General features: G+C 72.2%; 15 protein-coding genes and 6 tRNA genes. 5 read left to right on the top strand and 16 right to left on the bottom strand.

Translation table 11 applies throughout. From position 1 onward, the window contains the following. Positions 1 to 2: 2 nt before the first annotated feature. From secF to Y09_RS11035, 15 genes are all read right to left on the bottom strand, one after another. Positions 3 to 1,241, bottom strand: a complete 1,239-nt coding sequence (gene secF, locus Y09_RS11105) for a protein translocase subunit SecF (RefSeq protein ID WP_053917765.1) — start codon at positions 1,239 to 1,241, stop codon at positions 3 to 5. Continuing rightward, positions 1,238 to 3,160 (bottom strand): protein translocase subunit SecD, encoded by a 1,923-nt coding sequence (gene secD / locus Y09_RS11100; protein ID WP_053917764.1) that lies wholly within the window; start codon positions 3,158 to 3,160, stop codon positions 1,238 to 1,240. The genes secF and secD overlap by 4 nt, the downstream gene beginning before the upstream one ends. Positions 3,161 to 3,227: 67 nt before the next feature. Further along, a complete protein-coding gene (gene yajC / locus Y09_RS11095) occupies positions 3,228 to 3,665 on the bottom strand; it encodes a preprotein translocase subunit YajC (protein ID WP_053917763.1) in 438 nt (145 codons plus the stop codon). 125 nt (positions 3,666 to 3,790) lie between these two features. Further along, complete coding sequence (gene ruvB, locus Y09_RS11090; protein WP_148639627.1) at positions 3,791 to 4,795, bottom strand: Holliday junction branch migration DNA helicase RuvB; 1,005 nt, start codon at positions 4,793 to 4,795, stop codon at positions 3,791 to 3,793. A gap of 107 nt (positions 4,796 to 4,902) precedes the next feature. Next, positions 4,903 to 5,511 (bottom strand): Holliday junction branch migration protein RuvA, encoded by a 609-nt coding sequence (gene ruvA, locus Y09_RS11085; RefSeq protein WP_053917762.1) that lies wholly within the window; start codon positions 5,509 to 5,511, stop codon positions 4,903 to 4,905. A gap of 26 nt (positions 5,512 to 5,537) precedes the next feature. Continuing rightward, positions 5,538 to 6,131 carry a crossover junction endodeoxyribonuclease RuvC gene (gene ruvC / locus Y09_RS11080; RefSeq protein WP_053917761.1) on the bottom strand — a complete coding sequence of 198 codons (594 nt, stop codon included), beginning with the start codon at positions 6,129 to 6,131 and terminating at the stop codon, positions 5,538 to 5,540. Between the two features lie 135 nt (positions 6,132 to 6,266). After that, positions 6,267 to 7,025, bottom strand: a complete 759-nt coding sequence (locus tag Y09_RS11075; RefSeq protein WP_053917760.1) for a YebC/PmpR family DNA-binding transcriptional regulator — start codon at positions 7,023 to 7,025, stop codon at positions 6,267 to 6,269. A gap of 177 nt (positions 7,026 to 7,202) precedes the next feature. After that, the gene (locus Y09_RS11070; RefSeq protein ID WP_053917759.1) at positions 7,203 to 8,522 is read right to left on the bottom strand and encodes a PrsW family intramembrane metalloprotease; all 1,320 of its coding nucleotides are present in this window, start codon (positions 8,520 to 8,522) and stop codon (positions 7,203 to 7,205) included. Between the two features lie 95 nt (positions 8,523 to 8,617). Beyond that, positions 8,618 to 9,202 carry an HIT domain-containing protein gene (locus Y09_RS11065; RefSeq protein WP_053917758.1) on the bottom strand — a complete coding sequence of 195 codons (585 nt, stop codon included), beginning with the start codon at positions 9,200 to 9,202 and terminating at the stop codon, positions 8,618 to 8,620. Beyond that, positions 9,199 to 11,199 (bottom strand): threonine--tRNA ligase, encoded by a 2,001-nt coding sequence (thrS, locus tag Y09_RS11060; RefSeq protein ID WP_053917779.1) that lies wholly within the window; start codon positions 11,197 to 11,199, stop codon positions 9,199 to 9,201. Before thrS ends, Y09_RS11065 begins: the two co-directional genes overlap by 4 nt. 106 nt (positions 11,200 to 11,305) lie before the next feature. After that, a complete protein-coding gene (locus tag Y09_RS11055) occupies positions 11,306 to 11,869 on the bottom strand; it encodes an FMN-dependent NADH-azoreductase (protein WP_234695705.1) in 564 nt (187 codons plus the stop codon). A gap of 246 nt (positions 11,870 to 12,115) precedes the next feature. Further along, a tRNA-Val gene (locus Y09_RS11050) sits at positions 12,116 to 12,187 on the bottom strand. Positions 12,188 to 12,213: 26 nt separating this feature from the next. Then, positions 12,214 to 12,284: transfer RNA gene (locus tag Y09_RS11045), tRNA-Cys, on the bottom strand. A 66-nt stretch (positions 12,285 to 12,350) separates the two neighbouring features. Further along, positions 12,351 to 12,423 (bottom strand) — tRNA-Gly (locus Y09_RS11040). Positions 12,424 to 12,449: 26 nt separating this feature from the next. Beyond that, a tRNA-Val gene (locus Y09_RS11035) sits at positions 12,450 to 12,521 on the bottom strand. Positions 12,522 to 12,928: 407 nt separating this feature from the next. On the opposite strand from Y09_RS11035, the gene Y09_RS11030 reads away from it, so the two are divergent. The 5 genes from Y09_RS11030 (at position 12,929) to treZ (ending at position 19,884) form a co-directional block, all read left to right on the top strand. Then, positions 12,929 to 13,004, top strand: a tRNA-Gly gene (locus Y09_RS11030). 26 nt (positions 13,005 to 13,030) lie between these two features. After that, positions 13,031 to 13,105 (top strand) — tRNA-Val (locus Y09_RS11025). A gap of 157 nt (positions 13,106 to 13,262) precedes the next feature. Beyond that, positions 13,263 to 15,428, top strand: a complete 2,166-nt coding sequence (gene glgX, locus Y09_RS11020) for a glycogen debranching protein GlgX (RefSeq protein ID WP_053917757.1) — start codon at positions 13,263 to 13,265, stop codon at positions 15,426 to 15,428. Positions 15,429 to 15,451: 23 nt separating this feature from the next. Next, positions 15,452 to 18,079, top strand: a complete 2,628-nt coding sequence (gene treY / locus Y09_RS11015) for a malto-oligosyltrehalose synthase (RefSeq protein ID WP_082358782.1) — start codon at positions 15,452 to 15,454, stop codon at positions 18,077 to 18,079. After that, positions 18,076 to 19,884 (top strand): malto-oligosyltrehalose trehalohydrolase, encoded by a 1,809-nt coding sequence (treZ, locus tag Y09_RS11010; protein WP_053917756.1) that lies wholly within the window; start codon positions 18,076 to 18,078, stop codon positions 19,882 to 19,884. Before treY ends, treZ begins: the two co-directional genes overlap by 4 nt. On the opposite strand, the gene zapE is transcribed toward treZ, so the two are convergent. After that, the gene (gene zapE / locus Y09_RS11005) at positions 19,874 to 20,944 is read right to left on the bottom strand and encodes a cell division protein ZapE (RefSeq protein ID WP_053917755.1); all 1,071 of its coding nucleotides are present in this window, start codon (positions 20,942 to 20,944) and stop codon (positions 19,874 to 19,876) included. The genes treZ and zapE overlap by 11 nt on opposite strands. Positions 20,945 to 20,988 lie beyond the last annotated feature (44 nt).

The following is a 20,988-nucleotide window of genomic DNA, read 5'->3' as shown; positions in this document are numbered from 1 at the left end:
CCTCACCTGCCGGAGCGTCGGCGTCGGGTGGTCCTGCGCGGCTGCTGCCGGGCGGAGCGGGGTGCGGCGGCGCGGCCGACGGTGCCGTCGTCCTCATCGGCGGGGTCGGCCTCCGGGGTGCGCCCCTCACCCTCGTCCGCCGCGTCGGCGTCGGCAGGGTCGGCGGCATCGGGGTCGACGGCGTCGAGGTCGGCGCCGTCGGCGCGGGTCGCGGCGTCCTCTCCGCGGGGGCTCCCGGGAGAGTCCTCGGACGTCGAGCCGGTCTCCCCGCGGCGCGCCAGCTCGAGGGCGAGGGTGTGGCGAGCGATCGTGTCCTCGCGCCGGCGGAGGTCCACGAGCAGCCCCGGGGCGAGGAAGATCGAGGAGTAGGTGCCGGCAAGGATCCCGATGAACAGGGCGAGGGAGATGTCCTTGAGGGTGCCGGCGCCGAGCAGGAACGCGCCGATGGCGAGGATCGAGCCGATCGGCAGCAGCGCGACGACGGAGGTGTTGATCGACCGCACCAGGGTCTGGTTCGCGGCGAGCTCGACGAGCTCGGCGAAGGTGCGTCGGCGCTGGCCCGTGAGGTCCGCGGTGTTCTCCCGCACCTTGTCGAACACGACGATGGTGTCGTAGAGCGAGTAGCCCATGACGGTGAGGAATCCGATGACCGTGCCGGGGGTGATCTCGAACCCGACCACGCCGTACACCGCAGCGGTGAGCAGCATGTCGTGGCCCAGCGCGATCATCGCGGCGAGGGACGCCTTGAGGTCGCGGAAGTAGAGCGCCATCATCGCGGCGACCAGGACCAGGAAGACCACGACGCCGCGGGCCATCTTCTGGGTGACGTCGCCGCTCCACACCGGGCCGATGTAGGAGGTCGAGACCGCGTCGGCGGGCACCTCGTAGGCCGTGGCGAGCTCTCCGGCGAGCTCGGCCGTCTGGGCCGAGTCGAGCTGCTCGGTCTGCACGCGCAGGGTGTCGCCGCCGAGCTGGGTGACCTTCGGCTCGTTGTCCGGCACGTGCTCGCGCACGACCTCACGGGCGGAGGACTGCTCGGTGTCGGCGACCCCGGCGATCTGGAACTCGGAGCCGCCGGTGAACTCGATGCCGAGGTTGGGCCCGCGCACGACCGCGAGGGCACCCAGCAGCACCACGACGACGACGCTGATCAGGTACCAGGTGCGTCGGCGGGAGACGATCGGCAGGATCCGCCTGCCGGCGTGGAGGTCGTTGCCGAAGGTGGCGAAGGTGGTGCTCATCGGCCCTGCTCCTCGGTCTCGTCGGTGTCCTCGTCGGCAGGGGCGCCGACGTCGGCCGCACCGTCGCCGGAGCTGTCGTCGTCGGCGGTGCCGTCCGCGGGGACCCCGTCACGGGCCTCCTGCGCCTCACGCGCCTCCCGGGCCTCACGGGCGCGGCGCACCGCGATCGGCTCGCGCTCGGCCGCCTCCTCCTCCGCGCGGGCGCTGCGGCGACCGCCGCGGCCGCGCTCCTCGCCGAGGCGGACCCGTCCGCGCCCGGCGTAGGCGGGCACGTCGCGGTCCAGGCTCGCCGGGTCCAGGCCGCTCCACGGATGGCCCTTCCCGAAGAAGCGCGTGCGCACGAGCGCCTGCAGCACCGGATGCGTGAACAGGAAGACGACCAGGAGGTCCAGCAGAGTGGTCAGCCCCAGCACGAAGGCGAAGCCGCGCACGCCGCCGGTGGAGAGCAGGTAGAGCACCACAGCCGCGATGATGTTGACCGTGTCGGAGGCGAGGATGGTGCGCTTGGCGCGGTCCCAGCCGTGGTCCACGGCCGCGGCGATGCCGCGGCCATCGCGGATCTCGTCGCGCACGCGCTCGAAGTAGACGATGAACGAGTCCGCCGTGAAGGCGACCGCGACGATCAGACCGACCACGCCCGCGAGAGAGAGTCGGTAGCCGATCTCGGGGATGTTCGAGAGCACCGTGAGGGTGGCGTAGGTGAGCACGCCCATGATGAGCAGGCTCGAGGTCGTCACGATCGCGAGCAGGCGGTACTGCGCGAAGGCGTAGGCGACCACGAGCGCGAGCCCGATCAGGCCCGCGATCAGGCCCATCTGCAGCTGGTCCGCCCCGAGGGTGGCGGAGATCTGCTGCTCGGAGGCGACCTCGAACTCGAGCGGCAGCGCGCCGAAACGCAGCTGGTCCGAGAGCTGGGTCGCCTGCTCCTGGGAGAAGTTGCCGGAGATCGACGCCTCGCCGCCCGGGGAGGGCTCCTGCACCTCGGGAGCGGAGACGACCACCCCGTCCAGCACGATGCCGAAGGCGGCGGTGGCGCCCTCGCCGTTGTACAGGGCGCCGGTCATGGTCGAGAAGGACTCCGCGGCGGTCTCGTCGAACGACATGTTCACGACGTAGTAGCCGGTCGGCTGGCCGGTCGGGGTGACGTCCGAGGCGACGGAGGAGTCCTCGATCGAGGAGCCCGCGATGACCTCGGGGCCCAGCAGGTACTTCGCGCTCCCGTCCGGGGCGCAGGCGACCATCGGCTCGTCGGGGGCGGTCTCCGTGGCGCGCTCCTGCTGCGCGGCGGGGTCGACGCAGTCCGCGCTCATCAGCTCGGTCTGGACCTCGGGGGTCATCCAGTCCATGCTCCAGGCCGGGTAGGGCAGGTCGCCCTCGCCGGTCCCGGTCGCGGGAGCCATCGAGGAGTCGTCGCTGAGCAGGCCGGAGAAGAGCTGCTGGGAGGGATCGGCGGGGGCCTCGGAGGTCTCCCCGGCGGACTCCTCGCCCCCGGCGTCGGAGGCGCCGCCGCCGTCGGAGGGGAGCGCCTCGCCGCTGCCCTCGGGCGCGACGACGCCGAGCACGGGGCGGAAGGACATCGCGGCGGTCTGACGGATCGCGGCGGAGGTCTGCTGGTCCATCTGCCCGGGCACGTCGATCACGATGTTCGTGCCGCCCTGGACGGTGATCTCGGTCTCCGCCACGCCCATCGCGTTGATGCGCTGGCTCATGATCTGCCGCGCCTGCTCCATGGCGGTCTCGTCGATCGCGGAGCCGTCGCGCGACTGCGCCTGGAGGATGACCTGGGTGCCTCCCTCGAGGTCGAGGGCGAGCTTGGGGGCGGGCTGCCAGCCACCCTTCCAGACCCCGGCACCGATCCCGCCGCCGAGCAGCAGGATCAGCACCGCGAGGGTCGCCAGGGCGATGCGGCGTGCAGGCATGGTGGGGATTCCTCAGGACGACGGGCCAGGGAGCGATGGGCGGGGCGAGGAGGCCCCGCGGGTCGGGTCAGCGACCGCGCGCGGAGCCGTCCTCGCGGGGGTCCTCGTCCGCGACGGTGACGCCGGGGACCTGGCCGGTGGCAGAGGCGTCCTGCGCCTCGCGGGAGCCGGTGCCCTCAGGGGCGACGCCCTCGACGGCCTCGCCCTCGACGGCCTCGCCCTCGAGGGTCTCGCCCTGCTCGTCCTCGACCGGGTCCACGGCCATCGCGATCGCCATGCGTGCCCACTTGGTCTGCGTGCCGTCCTCCGACTCGAGCACCACCACGTCGTCGTACTCCTCGACGATCAGACCGTAGAAGCCCGAGTGCGTGCGCACCTCGTCGCCCACGCCGAGCTTCTTGACGAGCTCCTGCTGCTTGGCCTGCGCCTTGCGCTGGCTGCGGGAGAGCAGGAACAGGGGCAGCATCATCACGAGGATGATCAGCAGGATGGGAAGGAGGTCCACGGTTTTCCTCTCGACGGACAGCCCCTCGGGATCGTGCTGCTGCACGGGGGAGGGCCTGCCGCGGGCGACTGACCGCCCCACTGTACCCGTCGGTCCGCCGCGGTCCTCCCAGCCGGTGCCCGGGCTCAGAAGCGGCCGAGCATGGGCGAGGCGCCCTCCGCCCCTGCGGGCGGCTCGAGGCCGAGGTGCTCCCAGGCGGCCGGGGCGGCCGCCCGGCCGCGCGGGGTCCGCAGCAGGAATCCCTCGCGCACGAGATACGGCTCGATCATCGTCTCGACCGTCTCGGTCTCCTCCCCCACCGCGACGGCGAGGGTCGACAGGCCCACCGGCCCGCCGGCGAAGCGGCCGCACAGGGCACTGAGCACCGCGCGGTCCAGACGGTCCAGGCCCCGGTCGTCGACCTCGTAGACCCGCAGCGCCTCCTCCGCGGCGCCGAGGTCGAGGTCGCCGCTGCCGCGCACCTGGGCCCAGTCGCGCACGCGGCGCAGGAGACGGTTGGCGATGCGGGGCGTGCCGCGGGAGCGGGAGGCGATCTCGATCGCGGCGCGGTCCTCGAGCTCGACCTCGAGCCGCACGGCAGAGCGGCGCACCACCTCGCGCAGCTCCTCGGCGCCGTAGAAGTCGAGGTGGCCGATGAACCCGAAGCGGTCGCGCAGCGGCGCCGGGAGGAGACCGGCGCGGGTGGTGGCGCCGACGACGGTGAAGGGCGGCAGGTCCAGCGGGATCGACGTCGCGCCGACGCCCTTGCCGACCACCACGTCGACGCGGAAGTCCTCCATGGCGATGTACAGCATCTCCTCGGCGGGCCGTGCGAGGCGGTGGATCTCGTCGATGAACAGCACCTCCCCCTCGTCGAGGGAGGAGAGGATCGCGGCGAGATCGCCGGCGTGCTGGATCGCAGGTCCCGAGGTGATGCGCAGCGGGGCGGAGAGCTCGGCGGCGATGATCATGGCGAGGGTCGTCTTCCCCAGGCCCGGCGGTCCCGAGAGCAGCATGTGCTCGGGGGCGCGGCCGCGCGCCGCGGCGGCGTCGAGCACGAGCGAGAGCTGGTCGCGCACCACCTGCTGTCCCACGAACTCCTCCAGCCGACGCGGGCGCAGCGCCGCCTCCGCGGTGCGCTCGGGCGGCATCGACTCGGGGCTCGTCACGGTGCGCGGCGCGTCCTCGGTCGCCTCCCAGGAGCCGTCGGCGAAGGACCCGCCGACCGGCTCCTCCTCGCGGCCCGCCGCCTGCGCGCTCACCGATGTCCTCCGAGACCGCGCAGCGCCGTGCGCAGGAGCGCGGCGGCATCGATCTGCTCCCCGCCCTCCTCGCGCGCGGCCTCGACGGCGCTGCGCGCCGCCTTCTCCGCCCAGCCGAGGCCGACGAGCGCCTCGACCACGTCGGCGTCGGGGCCGCCGAGGGCAGCACCCGGGGCCGACGCCGCCTCCCGCGAGGCCTCGCTCGGCGCGGGCAGCTTCCCGCCGAGCTCGAGGAGCATCCGGCCGGCGACCTTCGGGCCGATGCCCGGGGTGCGGGTGATGGTCTTCACGTCCTGCTCGGCGACGGCGCGGCGCAGCTCCTCCGGGTCGAGCACCGCGAGCACGGCCAGCGCCGTGCGCGGGCCGATCCCGGTGACGGACTGCACGATGCGGAAGGTCTCGGCCTCCTCCGCCTGGGGGAAGCCGTAGAGGGTCAGGGAGTCCTCGCGGACGACGAGCTCGGTGTGCAGGGTGACCTCGGCCCCGTGACGGGTCGCGGCGAGGGCCTGCGGCGTGGTGCGCACGAGGTAGCCGATACCGGCCACCTCGAGCACGAGGGCGTCGAGGTCGAGGCGGACGACCCGCCCGGTCAGGGATGCGATCACGCCACCACCCTAGAACACCTGTTCGATCACTGGCGGGAGGTCGAGCGTTCCCGGGCGCGTCGGGCCCGTCGCTCCGCCTCGGCCCACACGGCCTGCGCGCTCGTGCGGGCGCCGCCGGTGCGGTCCAGCGCCACGGGGCCGCCGCCCCGCCACAGCTGGGTCAGCGCGATCGCGACGGCATCGGAGGCGTCCGCGGGCTGGGGTGCCGCGTCCAGGCCCAGCACCTTCACCAGCACCGATTGGATCTGCTTCTTGTCCGCCCGCCCGCTGCCGGTCACGGCGGCCTTGACCTCCGAGGGGGTGTGCAGCGCGACGGGGATGCCGCGCTCCGCCGCCTCGAGCAGCGCGATGCCGGAGACCTGCGCGGTGCCCATCACGGTGGAGATGTTGGACTGGCTGAACACCCGCTCCACGCCGACGGCGTCGGGGGCGAACTCCTCGAGCACGGCGCGCAGCCCGAGGGCGATGCCGAGCAGGCGCCGCTCGAGCGGCTCCCCGGAGTCCGAGCGGATCACGCCCGCGTGGACGAGACGAGCGCGTCGCCCGCCGATCGCGTCGACGATGCCGATCCCGCAACGGGTCAGCCCGGGGTCGACCCCCAGCACACGCAGGGTCGTCATCTGCACTCCTCCCCTCCCGGCATGGCCGTCGGCGGTGTCAACGGCCCTCTCCCCGGTCCGGGTGGTGCGGCCCGCGTCGGCGGTGCCGCCGAGGGGACGACGCGGCCCAGGCCGCGACCGCGTCGTCCCGCTCGCTCACTCCTGCTCGTCCAGCTGGGCCGCGACGTCGTCGGGGATGTCGAGGTTGGAGTAGACGGCCTGCACGTCGTCGCTGTCCTCGAGCGCGTCGATCAGGCGAAGCGCCTTCTGCGCGCCCTCGAGGTCGACGGGGGTGCGCATGGTGGGCACGAACTGCACCTCGGCGCTCTCGTAGTCGATCCCCGCCTCCTGCAGCGCGGTGCGCACGGCGACCACGTCGGTGGCCTCGGAGAGGATCTCGAAGGTCTCGCCCTCGTCGTTGATCTCCTCGGCGCCGGCGTCCAGCACGACCTCGAGCAGGTCGTCCTCGGTGTTCTCGCCCTTGGCGACGGTGACCACGCCCCGGCGCTCGAAGAGATAGGAGACCGAGCCGGAGTCCGCCATGTTGCCGCCGTTGCGGTTGAAGGCCAGGCGCACCTCGGAGACAGCGCGGTTCTTGTTGTCGGTGAGGCACTCGACCAGCACGGCGACGCCGCCCGGGGCGTAGCCTTCGTACATCAGGGTCTCGTAGTCGACGCCGCCGCCGTCGAGCCCGCCGCCGCGCTTGACGGCGCGGTCGATGTTGTCATTGGGGACGGAGGTCTTCTTGGCCTTCTGGATGGCGTCGTAGAGCGTCGGGTTGCCCGATGGGTCGGGGCCGCCCATGCGTGCAGCCACCTCGATGTTCTTCACCAGCTTGGCGAACAGCTTGCCGCGCTTGGCATCGATGACGGCCTTCTTGTGCTTGGTCGTCGCCCACTTGGAATGCCCGGACATCTCGCTCCTTCCGATGGTCCGCCATGGGGTGGCGGATCGCCGCACCATCCTAGTGGTACGGCGAAGGCGCTCCACGCCGCGCACCGCCGGGCCTCTCCGCCGACCGCGCCGTCGCGTCCCCGCCGATGCGGCTCCGCCGCATCCCGCCGTGTCGCCCGGCCGCGCCCCGCCGGACGGTCAGCCGCGGACGACGGGGGCGGTCAGCGCACCGATCAGGCGACGATCGGCGGTGATCTGCTCGAGCAGCTCGCGCTCGCGGGCGCGGGTCCTCGCCGTCGGCCGGCCGAACAGGACGCTGTGCCGCTCCATGCCCAGCGAGATCGCGGCGCGGATCAAATCGTGCATGCCCATCCGGGCGACGGCGCCGTGGCGGCCCGCCCAGGTCTCGGCACGACGGCGTCGACGCATCGAGACCAGCATCTCGACCTCGTCGGGCGAGAACCATCCCGCCCTGCCGTACTCGGACAGCTGGCGGCGCAGGATCCGCTTCTCCCGCAGGCGCAGGAACAGCACGATGCCCACCAGCAGCAGGAAGATCGGCACCTGCACGGTGACGTAGTAGCGCAGGAACCCGGACAGCGGCGCCTCCGGGTCCACCGGGAGGAAGAAGCTCGAGCCGTTCCACAGCGCGTGCAGCGCCATCCCGAGCGACAGCCCGCCGAGGCCCAGGCCGAAGTAGAGCATCAGCGAGCGGCGCTCGGCCGCGATGCCGAGGCCGAGGCCGCACAGGGCGGTGAAGGACACGTGGGCGAAGGGCGAGAGGATGCCGCGCAGGAAGAAGGTCTGCCAGAAGACGTCGACCGTCCCGGCGGCCTGCGCCTGATGGAACGAGTTGCCGAAGTAGAGGATGTTCTCGGTGAAGGCGAAGCCGCCCGCGATGAGGGCGGCGTAGACGACGCCGTCGAGCGGACCGGAGATGTACCGGCGCCCCCAGACGAGCAGGGCGAACAGGCCCGCGGACTTCATCGTCTCCTCGATCACCGGTGCCTGCACGGTCGCGCCGAGGAAGGAGTCGATCAGCTCGGTCTCCTCCTGCGGGGAGATCCAGGCGTCGAAGAAGGTCCCGAAGAACAGCGACAGCAGCACGGAGCCGATCGCGCCCCAGGCGAAGGCGGAGACGAGCGAGAGCCGGGGCTGCGGCGTGTACCGGTCCAGCCACCACACCGCGCCGAGCACGAGCGCGACCGGCACGAGCGCCGCGGTGAGGGCGACCAGCGCGGTGCCGATGCCGAGCGGCCTGATCACCACCAGGTACAGCACGACCAGGGAGGCGAGGATGCCCAGCAGCGAGCCGATCAGCAGCACCCAGCGCAGCCAGCGTCGGCGGGGCCGGGCGGCGGCGGGCGTGCCCGGGCCGAGCCGGCCGGGGGCGCGGGGATCGGTGCGGGCGATGTCGTAGCCGTACCCGGGGTCGGGACCGGCCGGGGCGGCGGCGCCGGGGCCGACGGCCTGCGGTGGGCCGGGCTGGCGCGCGGGCGCGCCGGTAGAGCTGGTCACAGCGTGGCCCTGCCTCTCCCCCGGTGCTCGGTCGCGGTCGGTCGGCTCCCGCCGTCCGCACGGCGCTCCCCCCGGATGCGCTCGGCCATGCTAGCTCAGGCCCCGCCGCCGCCGGGCCACGCCTCGGCGTAGAGCCGACGGGTGTCCGCGAGCAGGATCGGGAGGGCCTTGGTGCGGCCGACGATGGGCAGGAAGTTCGCGTCCCCCGCCCAGCGCGGCACCACGTGCTGGTGCAGGTGGGCGGCGATCCCGGCGCCCGCGACCTCGCCCTGGTTCATGCCCAGGTTGAAGCCCGCGGGGCCGGAGACCTCGCGGATCACGGTCATCGCGGTGCGGGTGATCTCGGCGACCTCCGCCACCTCCTCCTCGGTCAGCTCCGTGTAGTCCGAGACGTGCCGGTCCGGGCACACCAGCAGATGGCCGGAGTTGTAGGGGTAGAGGTTCAGGATCGCGTAGGCGACGCGGCCGCGGTGGACGATGAGCGAGTCCTCGTCGCTGCGGCGCGGCCCCGCGCAGAAGGGGCACTGCTCGTCGTCGTGCGGGTCCTCGGGCTTGTTCTCGCCGCCGATATACGCCATCCGGTGCGGGGTCCACAGCCGCTGGGTGTCGTCGGGGACGCCCGCGAAGTCGCGGGCGTCCTCGAGCGCGGGCTCCCCGCCGGGCTGGTCGGCCGGGCTCACACCTGCACCTTGTCGGCGATCGCGGTGACGATCCGCTCCACGGCCTCGTCGACGTCGATGCCGTTGTCCTGGCTGCCGTCGCGCATGCGGAAGGAGACCGCGCCCTTCTCCTGGTCCTCGCCGCCGGCGATGAGGAGGTAGGGCACCTTCTCCTTGGTGTGGGTGCGGATCTTCTTCTGCATCCGGTCGTCGGAGGAGTCGACCTCGACGCGCACGCCGCGGGCGCGCAGCTTGGCGGCGACCTCCTCGAGGTAGGGCACGTACTCGGCGGCGACCGGCACCCCGACCACCTGAACCGGCGCGAGCCAGACCGGGAAGGCGCCCGCGTAGTGCTCGAGGAGCACGCCGAAGAAGCGCTCGATCGAGCCGAACAGGGCGCGGTGGATCATCACCGGGCGCCGGCGGGAGCCGTCGGGGGCGGTGTACTCGAGCTCGAACAGCTCCGGCTCGAAGAAGTCCAGCTGGATGGTGGAGAGCTGCCAGGTGCGGCCGATCGCGTCCTTCGCCTGGACGGAGATCTTCGGGCCGTAGAAGGCGGCGCCGCCCGGATCCGGGACGAGGTCGAGGCCGGAGGCGGTGGCGACCTCCTCGAGGGTGCGGGTCGCCTCCTCCCAGGTCGCCTCGTCGCCGACGGACTTCTCGGGGTCGCGGGTGGACAGCTCGAGGTAGAAGTCGTCCAGGCCGTAGTCGCGCAGCAGGTCCAGGACGAAGCCGAGCAGGCTGGAGAGCTCCTCCTTCATCTGCTCGCGGGTGGTGTAGATGTGGGCGTCGTCCTGGGTGAAGCCGCGGGCGCGGGTCAGGCCGTGGACCACGCCGGACTTCTCGTAGCGGTAGACGCTGCCGAACTCGAACAGCCGCAGCGGCAGCTCGCGGTAGGAGCGGCCGCGGGAGCGGTAGACGAGGTTGTGCATCGGGCAGTTCATGGGCTTGAGGTAGTAGTCCTGGCCCTGCTTGGTGACGTTGCCGTCGGCGTCGACCTCCTCGTCCATGTGCATGGGCGGGTACATGCCGTCGGCGTACCACTCGAGGTGGCGGGAGGTCTCGAAGAGGTTCTTCTTCGTGATGTGGGGGGTGGAGACGAAGGAGTAGCCGGCCTCGACGTGGCGGCGACGCGAGTAGTCCTCCATCTCCATCCTGATCATGGCGCCCTTGGGATGGAACACCGGCAGGCCGGAGCCGATCTCGTCGGGGAAGGAGAACAGGTCCAGCTCGCTGCCCAGGCGCCGGTGGTCGCGGCGCTCGGCCTCGGCGATCCGCTCCTGGTGGGCGCGCAGCTCCTCCTTGGTGGGCCAGGCGGTGCCGTAGACGCGCTGCAGCATCGGGTTCTTCTCGCTGCCACGCCAGTAGGCGGCGGCGGAGCGGGTCAGGGCGAAGCCGTTGCCGATGAGCTTGGTGGAGGGCAGGTGCGGGCCGCGGCAGAGGTCGGTCCAGACCACCTCGCCGCGCCGGTCGACGTTGTCGTACATGGTCAGGCCGCCCTCGCCGACCTCGACGCTCGCCCCTTCGGCGGCGCCGTCGGCGGTGGACTTCAGGCCGATGAGCTCGAGCTTGTAGGGCTCTGCGGCCTCCTCGGCGCGGGCCGCGTCGTCGGTGATCTCGCGGCGCACGAAGCGCTGGCCGGACTTGACGATCCGGTTCATCTCCTTCTCGAGCACCTTGAGGGTCTCGGGGGTGAAGGGCTCGGCGACGTCGAAGTCGTAGTAGAAGCCGTCGGTGATGGGCGGGCCGATGCCGAGCTTCGCATCGGGGTTCGTCTTCTGCACGGCCTGCGCGAGCACGTGCGCGGTCGAGTGGCGGAGGATCGAGAGCCCGTCAGGGCTGGAGATGTCTACGCCCTCGACGTCCTGCCCGTCCTCGAGCACGGTGTCGAGGTCGCGCAGCTCCCCGTCGATGCGCAGGGCGACGATCGCGGCGGTGCCCTCGAAGAGCGCGGTGCCCGTGGTCCCCTCCTCGATCTGCTGGGGGGAACCGTCGAGGGTGATGGCGATCTGGGCCACGTGCTGCTCCTTGCGTGTCGGGGTGAGCCGGCCGACGATGCCGGATCCGTCGTCGATGGTACCGGCCGGCACGCCCGCGCCGGACCGGCCCCTCGACGCCGGCGGCTCAGAGGGAGCGCGCGAGCTCCCTCACCCGGAGGAGCGCCGCCTCCATGATCTCCTCGGCACGATCGGGCTCGTGGTCCATGCCCTCGGCGGCGAGGGTGTGGGTAGTGCACCCCAGGAACTGGAACATCCCGGCGATGTACAGACTCGCGGGATCCTGCTGGCCGAAGTGGCCGCCGCTGGCCTGCAGGTGCACCACGGTCTTGTCCGTGACGAGGCCCTCCGCCTCGCCCTCGGCCGTGTACCGGAAGGTCACGCCGGCGCGGCAGACGGTGTCGATCCATGCCTTCAGACGCGTGGGCACCGAGAGGTTCCACAGCGGGTTCGCGATCACCACCAGGTCCGCGCTCTGGAACTGCTTGGTGTACTGGTCGATCAGCGCCAGCTTGTTCTGCTGGGCACCAGTGAGGTGGGAGAAGTGCTCGCCCGCTCGCAGCCGCTCCCAGCCGGTCATCATGTCCAGGTCGATCTCGGGCACGGCGGTCTCGTACAGCCGCACGTCGTCGACCACCGTGTCGGGGCGATGCGCTGTGAGCTCCTCGACGAAGGCGTCGGCCATCGTCATGGAACGGGACTAGCTGGGGTCCAGCGGATGGGCACGGACGATGAGGGCACGCATGCTGAGGTCTCCTCCGGGTCGGCGCGGCGGGTGACGTGACGGCGGTCTCGTCACCGTCGAGCCTAGAGACCTCGGAGGCCGCGCACCGGGACCGAGGGCCCGGTGGGCCCCGGCTGCGGGACCCGGCGCGGGGCGCCTCTCCGCGGACGCAGAAGAGCCCCGGCCGGGGGGCCGAGGCTCTTCTGCTGGGGGTGGGCGATACTGGGATCGAACCAGTGACCTCTTCCGTGTCAGGGAAGCGCGCTACCGCTGCGCCAATCGCCCGGGACGGCACCGACGGGTGCCGTTCGAGGTGGGTACGGGATTCGAACCCGTGTACACGGCTTTGCAGGCCGTTGCCTCGCCTCTCGGCCAACCCACCGGGTGATGCTCACGCATCATACGGAACAGCGCTCCCGACGCGAGGTCGGGAGCGCCGTTCCCCCGGAGCGGACGACCGGATTCGAACCGGCGACCCTCACCTTGGCAAGGTGATGCTCTACCAACTGAGCTACGTCCGCAGGACAGCGATCCGAGGATCCTGCCGTGGGCGATACTGGGATCGAACCAGTGACCTCTTCCGTGTGAAGGAAGCGCGCTACCGCTGCGCCAATCGCCCTGAGGTGATGCCCGCTCTCTCGATCGGACTTGAAGAAGCTTACATGCTCCCGACGGGTGCTCGCGCCACTTCTGGATGTGACCTGCGTCCCGGTCGGTCGGAGCGGCGTCGGACCCGACGAGCCGACCCTCCGGCCCCGCCGCATCCGGGCCCCATCGCCCCCCCGATCCGATCGCACGGACGCGCCGCCGATCCGACTGCACGGGCGCGCCGCGCCCGTGAGGCGCGAGGGCGGAGCGCGAGCGCGGTCCGCGCCCCTCGCGCCCCGAAGCCCCGGCCGACCGGCCGACACGAGCACTCCGCACACCCCGACCCTGCCGCCCGTGACCTCGAACACTGAACGCCGTCCGGGTTTGCGCCGGGGCCGGGACGCGCCTAAGGTAACTCCTCGTCGGCCCAGTCGATGTGCGGACGTAGCTCAGTTGGTAGAGCATCACCTTGCCAAGGTGAGGGTCGCCGGTTCGAATCCGGTCGTCCGCTCCATCCCTCCCCGGCGCCTCCGGCGCGACGGGCGATTGGCGCAGCGGTAGCGCGCTTCCCTGACACGGAAGAGGTCACTGGTTCGATCCCAGTATCGCCCACCATGCAAGGCCCCGGCTCCGGCCGGGGCCTTTCTCGTCCCCTGCCCCGGCGGCGACCCCGTCCCCTCCTGTGCCGTGTCCGGCCCCGCGGGAGTATCACGATCGGGCCCGCCTCGCCGCGCACCGATCCCAGCCCGCCCGCGCGCACTACTGTGGGGCCATGCAGATCTGGACAGGTAAGTCGTATCCCCTCGGCGCCACGTTCGACGGCTCGGGCACCAACTTCGCACTCTTCTCCGAGGCGGCCGAGCGGGTGGAGCTGTGCCTGTTCGACGAGGACGGCGCCGAGCGGCGCATCGACGTCACCGAGGTCGACGCCTACGTGTGGCACGTCTACCTCCCCGCGGTCCAGCCCGGCCAGCGCTACGGCTACCGCGTGCACGGCCCCTTCGACCCCAGCGCAGGACTGCGCTGCGACCCCTCGAAGCTGCTGCTGGACCCGTACGCGAAGGCGATCGCCGGCATGGCCAGCAACCATCCCTCGCTGTACAGCTACGACTTCGAGGATCCCGAGAAGCGCAACACCGAGGACTCCGCCGCCCACACCATGCACTCGGTCGTGGTCTCCCCCTTCTTCGACTGGGGCAACGACCATCCGCCGGCGCACGAGTACCACGACACCGTGATCTACGAAGCGCACGTCAAGGGCCTGACGATGCTGCACCCGGAGATCGACGACAACATCCGCGGCACCTACGTCGCGATGGGCCATCCCGCCGTGATCGAGCACCTCAGGGAGCTGGGCGTCACCGCGGTCGAGCTGATGCCGGTCCACCAGTTCGTGCAGGACGGCCATCTCGTCGAGAAGGGGCTGCGCAACTACTGGGGATACAACACGATCGGGTTCTTCGCACCGCACAACGAGTACGCCTATGCGGGCGACCTGGGCCAGCAGGTCCAGGAGTTCAAGCAGATGGTCAAGAACCTCCACGAGGCGGACATCGAGGTCATCCTCGACGTGGTCTACAACCACACGGCCGAGGGGAACCACCTGGGCCCCACCCTGTGCTTCCGCGGCATCGACAACAGCGCCTACTACCGCCTGGTCGAGGGCGACGAGGCGCACTACTACGACACCACCGGCACCGGGAACTCGCTGCTGATGCGCACCCCGCACGTGCTGCAGCTGATCATGGACTCGCTGCGCTACTGGGTCACCGAGATGCACGTGGACGGCTTCCGCTTCGACCTCGCCTCGACCCTCGCGCGCGAGCTGCACGAGGTGGACCGGCTCTCCGCCTTCTTCGACATCATCCAGCAGGACCCGATCATCTCCCAGGTCAAGCTCATCGCCGAGCCGTGGGACCTGGGCGAGGGCGGCTACCAGGTGGGAGGCTTCCCGCCGCTGTGGTCGGAGTGGAACGGCCGCTATCGCGACTCGGTGCGGGACTTCCACCGCTCGGAGCCGGGCACCGTCGGCGACTTCACCTCGCGCCTGGCCGGCAGCTCGGACCTCTACCAGCACACCGGCCGCACTCCGATCGCGTCGATCAACTTCGTCACCGCCCACGACGGGTTCACGATGCGGGACCTCGTCTCCTACAACGAGCGGCACAACGAGGCCAATCAGGAGGGCGGCGGCGACGGGGAGAGCCACAACCGCTCCTGGAACTCGGGAGTCGAGGGCGACACCGACGACGAGGCCGTGCTCGCCCTGCGCAAGCGCCGGGCCAAGAACCTCATGGCCACGCTGCTGGTCAGCCAGGGCGTGCCGATGATCCTGCACGGCGACGAGATGGGACGCACCCAGCAGGGCAACAACAACACCTACTGCCAGGACAACGAGCTGTCGTGGGTGGACTGGGAGCTCGACGAGCACCAGGAGGAGATGCTCTGGTTCACCCAGCGCATGATCGCGCTGCGCCGCGAGCACCCGATCTTCCGCCGGCGCCGCTTCCTGCAGGGCGTGGTGCGCGAGGACGCCGGCTCCGTGCTCAAGGACGTGGAGTGGCTGGGCACCGACGGGGAGCCGATGACCGAGGAGGAGTGGAACGATCCTCAGAACAAGTGCCTGACCATGTTCCTCAACGGCTCCGCGATCCCCGAGCCCAACTCCCGCGGCGAACGGATCGAGGGCGACTCGGCGCTGGTGGTGTTCAACGCCTCCGGCAACGACGTCGATGTCGTGCTGCCCGGCGAGGAGTACGGCGCCGAGTGGGAGGTCGTGCTCGGCACGGGCGACACCATCGACGTCGGCTCCGTCTTCGACGCCGGCCAGCAGGTCGTCCGCCCCGGCCATTCGATGCTGATCCTCATGCGGCCCCCGGAGACGGGCGAGGACGAGGAGCGCGCCGCCGACGACCTCGAGCGCACGGTCCGCGCCTGACCCACAAGAAGGAGAGCCCTGCAGTGAGCCTCGAGACCGGTCCCCGTCCCACGACCCGGGAGACGCCGTCCCGGCGCTCCCGACCCGCCGTCACCGGGGCCCAGCCCGCGGTGCGCCGGGTCCCGACCTCGACCTACCGCCTGCAGCTGCACGCCGGCTTCACCGCCGACGACGCGGCGGAGATCGTGCCCTATCTCGCCCGGCTCGGCGTGGGGCACCTGTTCTGCTCCCCCGTGCTGCAGGCCGCGCCCGGCTCGACCCACGGCTACGACGTCGTGGACCACACCCGCATCAGCGAGGAGATCGGCGGGGAGGAGGCGCTGCACCGCCTCGCCGAGGCCGCCCACTCCCACGGGATGGGGATCGTCGTGGACGTCGTCCCCAACCACATGTCGATCCCGACCCCGATCTGGCACAACCGGGCACTGTGGTCGGTGCTGCGCGACGGCCCCGCCTCCCCCTTCGCCGAGTGGTTCGACCTCGAGCTCTCCGGCGAGCGCTCGGTGCTCGTGCCTGTGCTGGGACGGCCCATCGGGGCGGTCCTCGCCGACGGGGAGATCACGATGGGCGTCGAGGAGGTCCCGCAGGCCGACGGGTCGGTCGCCGAGGAGACCGTGGTGCGCTACTACGACCACGTGCTGCCCGTCGCCACCGGCACCGAGCACCTCGGGCTCGCCGATCTGCTGGACCGCCAGTGGTACCGGCTCGCGTACTGGAAGGTCTCCGACGAGGAGCTGAACTACCGGCGCTTCTTCGACGTGGACACCCTCGCCGCGGTGCGGGTCGAGGACCCTGCCGTGTTCGAGGCGACCCATCGCACGCTGCTGCAGCTGCAGGGCGAGGGCGTGATCGACGGCTACCGGATCGACCATCCCGACGGCCTCTCCGATCCTCGCGGCTACCTGCGCGATCTCGAGCGCGCGACCGACGGGGCCTGGACCGTGATCGAGAAGATCCTCGAGGGCGAGGAGCACCTGCCCGGCGACTTCCCCTGCGCGGGCACGACCGGCTACGACGCGCTGTGGCGGGTGACGGGCCTGTTCCACGACCCGCACGGCGCGCTGGGCCTGACCCATCTGTGGCAGCGGCGCACCGGTGACCTGCGACCCTTCGAGGAGGTCGCCGCCGAGTCCACGGACCTCGTGGTCACCACCAGCCTGTGGGCCGAGATCGAACGGCTGACCGCGCTGATCCACGGGATCTGCCAGGACGACATCCGCCTGCGCGACACCACGCGGCGCAACATCCAGAAGGTCGTCGTCGCGCTGCTGACCTCGATGGACCGCTACCGCGCCTACATCGTCCCGGGCGAGCCCGCCCCCGGCGCCGAGCGGGCCGTGATCGAGCAGGCCGCGGCGCGGGCACAGGCCCGGCTCGGGGACGACGAGGACCTCGCCGCGACCCTCGAGCTGGTCGTCGCCCTGGTGTGCGGGGACGAGGCGGGCAGCGCGGGGCGCAGCCGCAGCGCCGAGCGCGACGAGGTCGTGGTCCGCTTCGCGCAGACCTGCGGCCCCGTCCACGCCAAGGGGCTCGAGGACACCGCGTTCTACCGCTACACCCGCTTCCTGGCCGTGAACGAGGTGGGCTCGGACCCGGAGCGGATCGGGGTCGAGTCGGATGTGCTGCACGACCACGCCCTGCACATGGTGCGCACCCGGCCCGATGCGATGACCACCCTGTCCACCCACGACACCAAGCGCAGCGAGGACGTGCGGGCGCGCCTGGCCGTCCTCACCGAGCAGCCGCTCGAGTGGGCGCTGGTGGTGCAGGACCTGGATCGGGCGACCTCCGCGCATCGCGGCGACCGGGTCGACGGGGCGATCGAGCTGCTGCTGTGGCAGACCCTGGCCGCCTGCTGGGAGCTGCCCGGCTCCGGGGCCGCGCCGCTGGACGCGGACCGGCTCGAGGGCTACCTCGCCAAGGCGATGCGCGAGGCGAAGACCCACACCACCTGGACCGAGCAGGACGCCGAGTACGAGCGCGAGGTGCAGGCCCTGGGGCGAGCGGCGCTGGAGTCCGAGGAGGTCGCCGCGATCCTCGCCGACTGGACCCGGCGCACGGCCGCCGTGCAGCGCGCCGCGATCCTCGGCCAGAAGCTCGTGCAGCTCACGATGCCCGGCGTGCCCGACGTCTACCAGGGCAACGAGAGCGTGGACCTCTCCCTGGTGGACCCCGACAACCGCCGCGAGGTCGACCACGCCGCGCACGCCGCCCGCCTCGGACGGATGATCGAGGGCGCCCGTCCCGAGGGGATCGGCGACGAGAAGCTGTGGCTGACCCACCGTGCGCTGGTGCTGCGCCGGGAGCGGCCGGACCTGTTCCAGGGCCGGGACGCCGCCTACCACCCGCTGCCCACCACGACCGGCCATGCCGTCGCCTTCGGCCGCGCGTGCGGTGAGGGACCGGTCGAGGTGGTCACCGTCGTCACCCGGCTCGCGCACGGACTCGCCCAGCGCGGCGGCTGGGGCGAGAGCCGGATCGGCCTGCCCGAGGGCCGCTGGCGCGACGTGCTCGGCGGCGCGGAGCACGAGGGCGGGATGGTCCCGCTGGTCGAGCTGCTGGACGACAGCCCCGTCGCGCTGCTGGTGCGCGTCGGCGCCACCCCGACCGGCGCCCTGCCGGTCCCCCACCCCCTGAAGGAGACGCGATGACTGCCGCACCGCACCCCCCGACCCCGCTCGGCGCGATGGACCGCTATCGCGTGTGGGCCCCGTCGGCCGACGCCGTGGCGATCCGCGTGGACGGGACCGTGCACACCATGGCCCCGGCCGAGGAGGGATGGTTCGAGCTGTCGGACCCGGCGCCCGTGGCGGGGGCGCGCTATGCCTTCCGCCTCGACGACGGGGAGCTGTGGCTGCCGGATCCCCGGTCGCTGTCCCAGCCGGACGGCGTCCACGCCGCGAGCGAGGTCGTCGACGCGCAGGCGCTCGCGCCGTCACCGGGATGGGAGGGCAGGGACCTGCGCGGGGCCGTGCTCTACGAGCTGCACGTGGGCACCTTCGCCCCGGGGCCGGACGGCGCCGGCGGCACCCTCGACACCGCGATCGAGCGGCTCGACGCGCTGGTCGAGCTCGGCGTGGACGCAGTCGAGCTGATGCCGCTGGCGACCTTCCCCGGCGAGCGCGGCTGGGGCTACGACGGGGTGGGGCTGTACGCCGTGCACTCCGCCTACGGCGGGCCGGAGGCGCTGGCCCGCTTCGTGCGCGCCGCCCATGACCGCGGCCTCGCCGTCGTGCTCGACGTGGTCCACAACCACCTGGGCCCCTCGGGGAACTACCTGGGCATGTTCGGCCCGTACTTCACGGACCGCCACGAGACGCCCTGGGGCGAGGCGGTGAACCTCGACCAGCCCGGCTCCCGCCAGGTGCGCGACTTCCTGCTGGGCAGCGCCCGGCAGTGGCTGGTGGAGCTGGGGCTGGACGGGCTGCGGCTGGATGCGGTGCACGAGCTGAAGGACGACTCCTCCCCGCACTTCCTCGCCGAGCTCGCTGGCGCCGTCGCCGCCTGGCAGGAGGAGACCGGGCGCCCCCTCGCCCTGATCGCCGAATCGGATCGCAACCAGCCCGCGACCGTCACACCGACGGGCGCGGGCGGCCTGGGGATGGACATGCAGTGGGCCGACGACGTGCACCACGCCGTGCACGCCTGGGCCACCGGCGAGCGCGCCGGCTACTACGCCGACTTCGGCGACGCCGACGTGCTCGCCGCCGTGCTGCCGGGGATCTTCCTGCACGCCGGCACGTACTCGAGCTTCCGCGGCCGGGTGTGGGGCGCGCCGGTGGACCCCGCCTCCCCCGACTACGACGGCCACTCCTTCGTCACCTTCCTGCAGGACCACGACCAGGTCGGCAACCGGGCCGCCGGCGACCGGATCCACCACGGCATCTCCCCGGGCGCGCATGCCGCCGCGATCGCGCTGATCCTGCTGGGCTCGGGCACGCCGATGCTCTTCCAGGGCGAGGAATGGGCGGCCTCGACCCCTTTCGCCTTCTTCACCGACCACGACGACGAGCTCGGCCCCCTGGTCAGCGCTGGCCGCGCCGAGGAGTTCGCGGCGATGGGATGGTCCGCGGAGGTGCCCGACCCGCAGCAGCGCTCGACCTTCGTCGGCTCGCAGCTGCGCTGGGAGGAGCGCACCGAGGGCGAGCACGGGCGGATGCTCGAGTGGTACCGGGAGCTGATCGCGCTGCGCCGCGCGCACGAAGCGCTGCGCTCGGGCGATCTGGCCGCGACCCGCGTCGAGGTGCTCGCCGAGGAGACGGTGCTGATGCATCGCGGGGAGCTCTCGGTGCTCGCCCACCGCGGCCCGGGCGCGCTCGCCGCGGCCGACGGGCGGGTGCTCCACGCCGAGGAGGTGCTGGGCTCCTTCGGGCCGCTCCGTCACGGACAGGACGGGGGCGTGCACCTGGAGGGTGCGGGAGCGGCCGTGCTGCGCGGGGCGCGCCTCAGCGGCTGAGGACGAGCCCGTCCCGGGCGAGGGAGGCCAGGCGCGACAGCGCCCGGAGGTACTTCTTGCGATACCCGGAGCGCAGCAGCTCGGCGGAGAACAGGTCCTCGAGCACACCGTCCCCGGGCTCGCTCGCCGCGGCCCGGCCGTCGGCGTCCGCGCCGCCTGCCGGGGAGAGGGAGAGGAGCACCGGGACCTCCCGGTCGTAGAGCCGGTCCACGAGGACCACGAAGCGCAGCGCGTCGTGGTGGTGCGTGAGCCCGTGCACCCCGGTGAGATGCGCGGCGGCGACCTCGTCGATCAGGGCGCCGTAGCGGGAGGGGTGGACGCGCATGAGATGCGCGAGCAGCTCGTCGAAGCCGTCGAGGGTCGCGCCGTCCTGCGCCGCGGCGTGCTCGCGCACCTCCTGCTCGGGCAGGGCGGAGATCTCGGCGACCCCGTCGCGGCGCCGGTAGTCCTCGCCGTCGATCCGCAGCACCTCGAAGCGCTCGGCCATCGCCTGGATCTCCCGCAGGAAGTCCTGGGCGGCGAAGCGTCCCTCGCCGAGCGCGTCGGGGAGGGTGTTGGAGGTCGCGACGATGGAGACGCCCCGGTCGGAGAGCTCCCGGATCAGCCGCGTCATGAGCAGGGTGTCGCCGGGGTCGTCGAGCTCGAACTCGTCGATGCAGACCAGGCGCGAGGCCCCCAGCAGGTCCACGGCCTTCTGGAAGCCGAGCGCGCCGACCAGGTCGGTGTACTCCACGAAGGTGCCGTAGACCTTCTCCCCCTCGACCGCGTGGAAGAGCGAGGTGAGCAGGTGGGTCTTGCCCACGCCGAAGCCGCCGTCGAGGTAGATGCCGCGGGCCGCCTCGCTGCGTCGGCGCAGCCGGGAGAGGAATCCGCCGCGCGGCCGGTCGAGGGCGGCGGCGGAGGCGGAGACGCGCTCCTTGGCCTCCTGCTGGGATGGGTGCGCGGGGTCGGGGACGTAGTTTTCCAGGCGCGCCTGCGCGAAGCGGGGCGGGGGCACGAGGTCCGCGAGCAGTCGTTCGAGGGTCGGTTCGGGGCGACGGTCGCAGAGGGAGTCGGTCACGCCGGTCAGTGTAGGGGCGCATCCCGCACCGCGTGCCGTGCCCC

Origin of the sequence: Brachybacterium sp. SW0106-09 (assembly GCF_001293905.1) — a bacterium.
GTDB classification, from domain to species: Bacteria; Actinomycetota; Actinomycetes; order Actinomycetales; family Dermabacteraceae; genus Brachybacterium; species Brachybacterium conglomeratum.
This window is presented reverse-complemented; position numbering and strand designations above follow the sequence as displayed.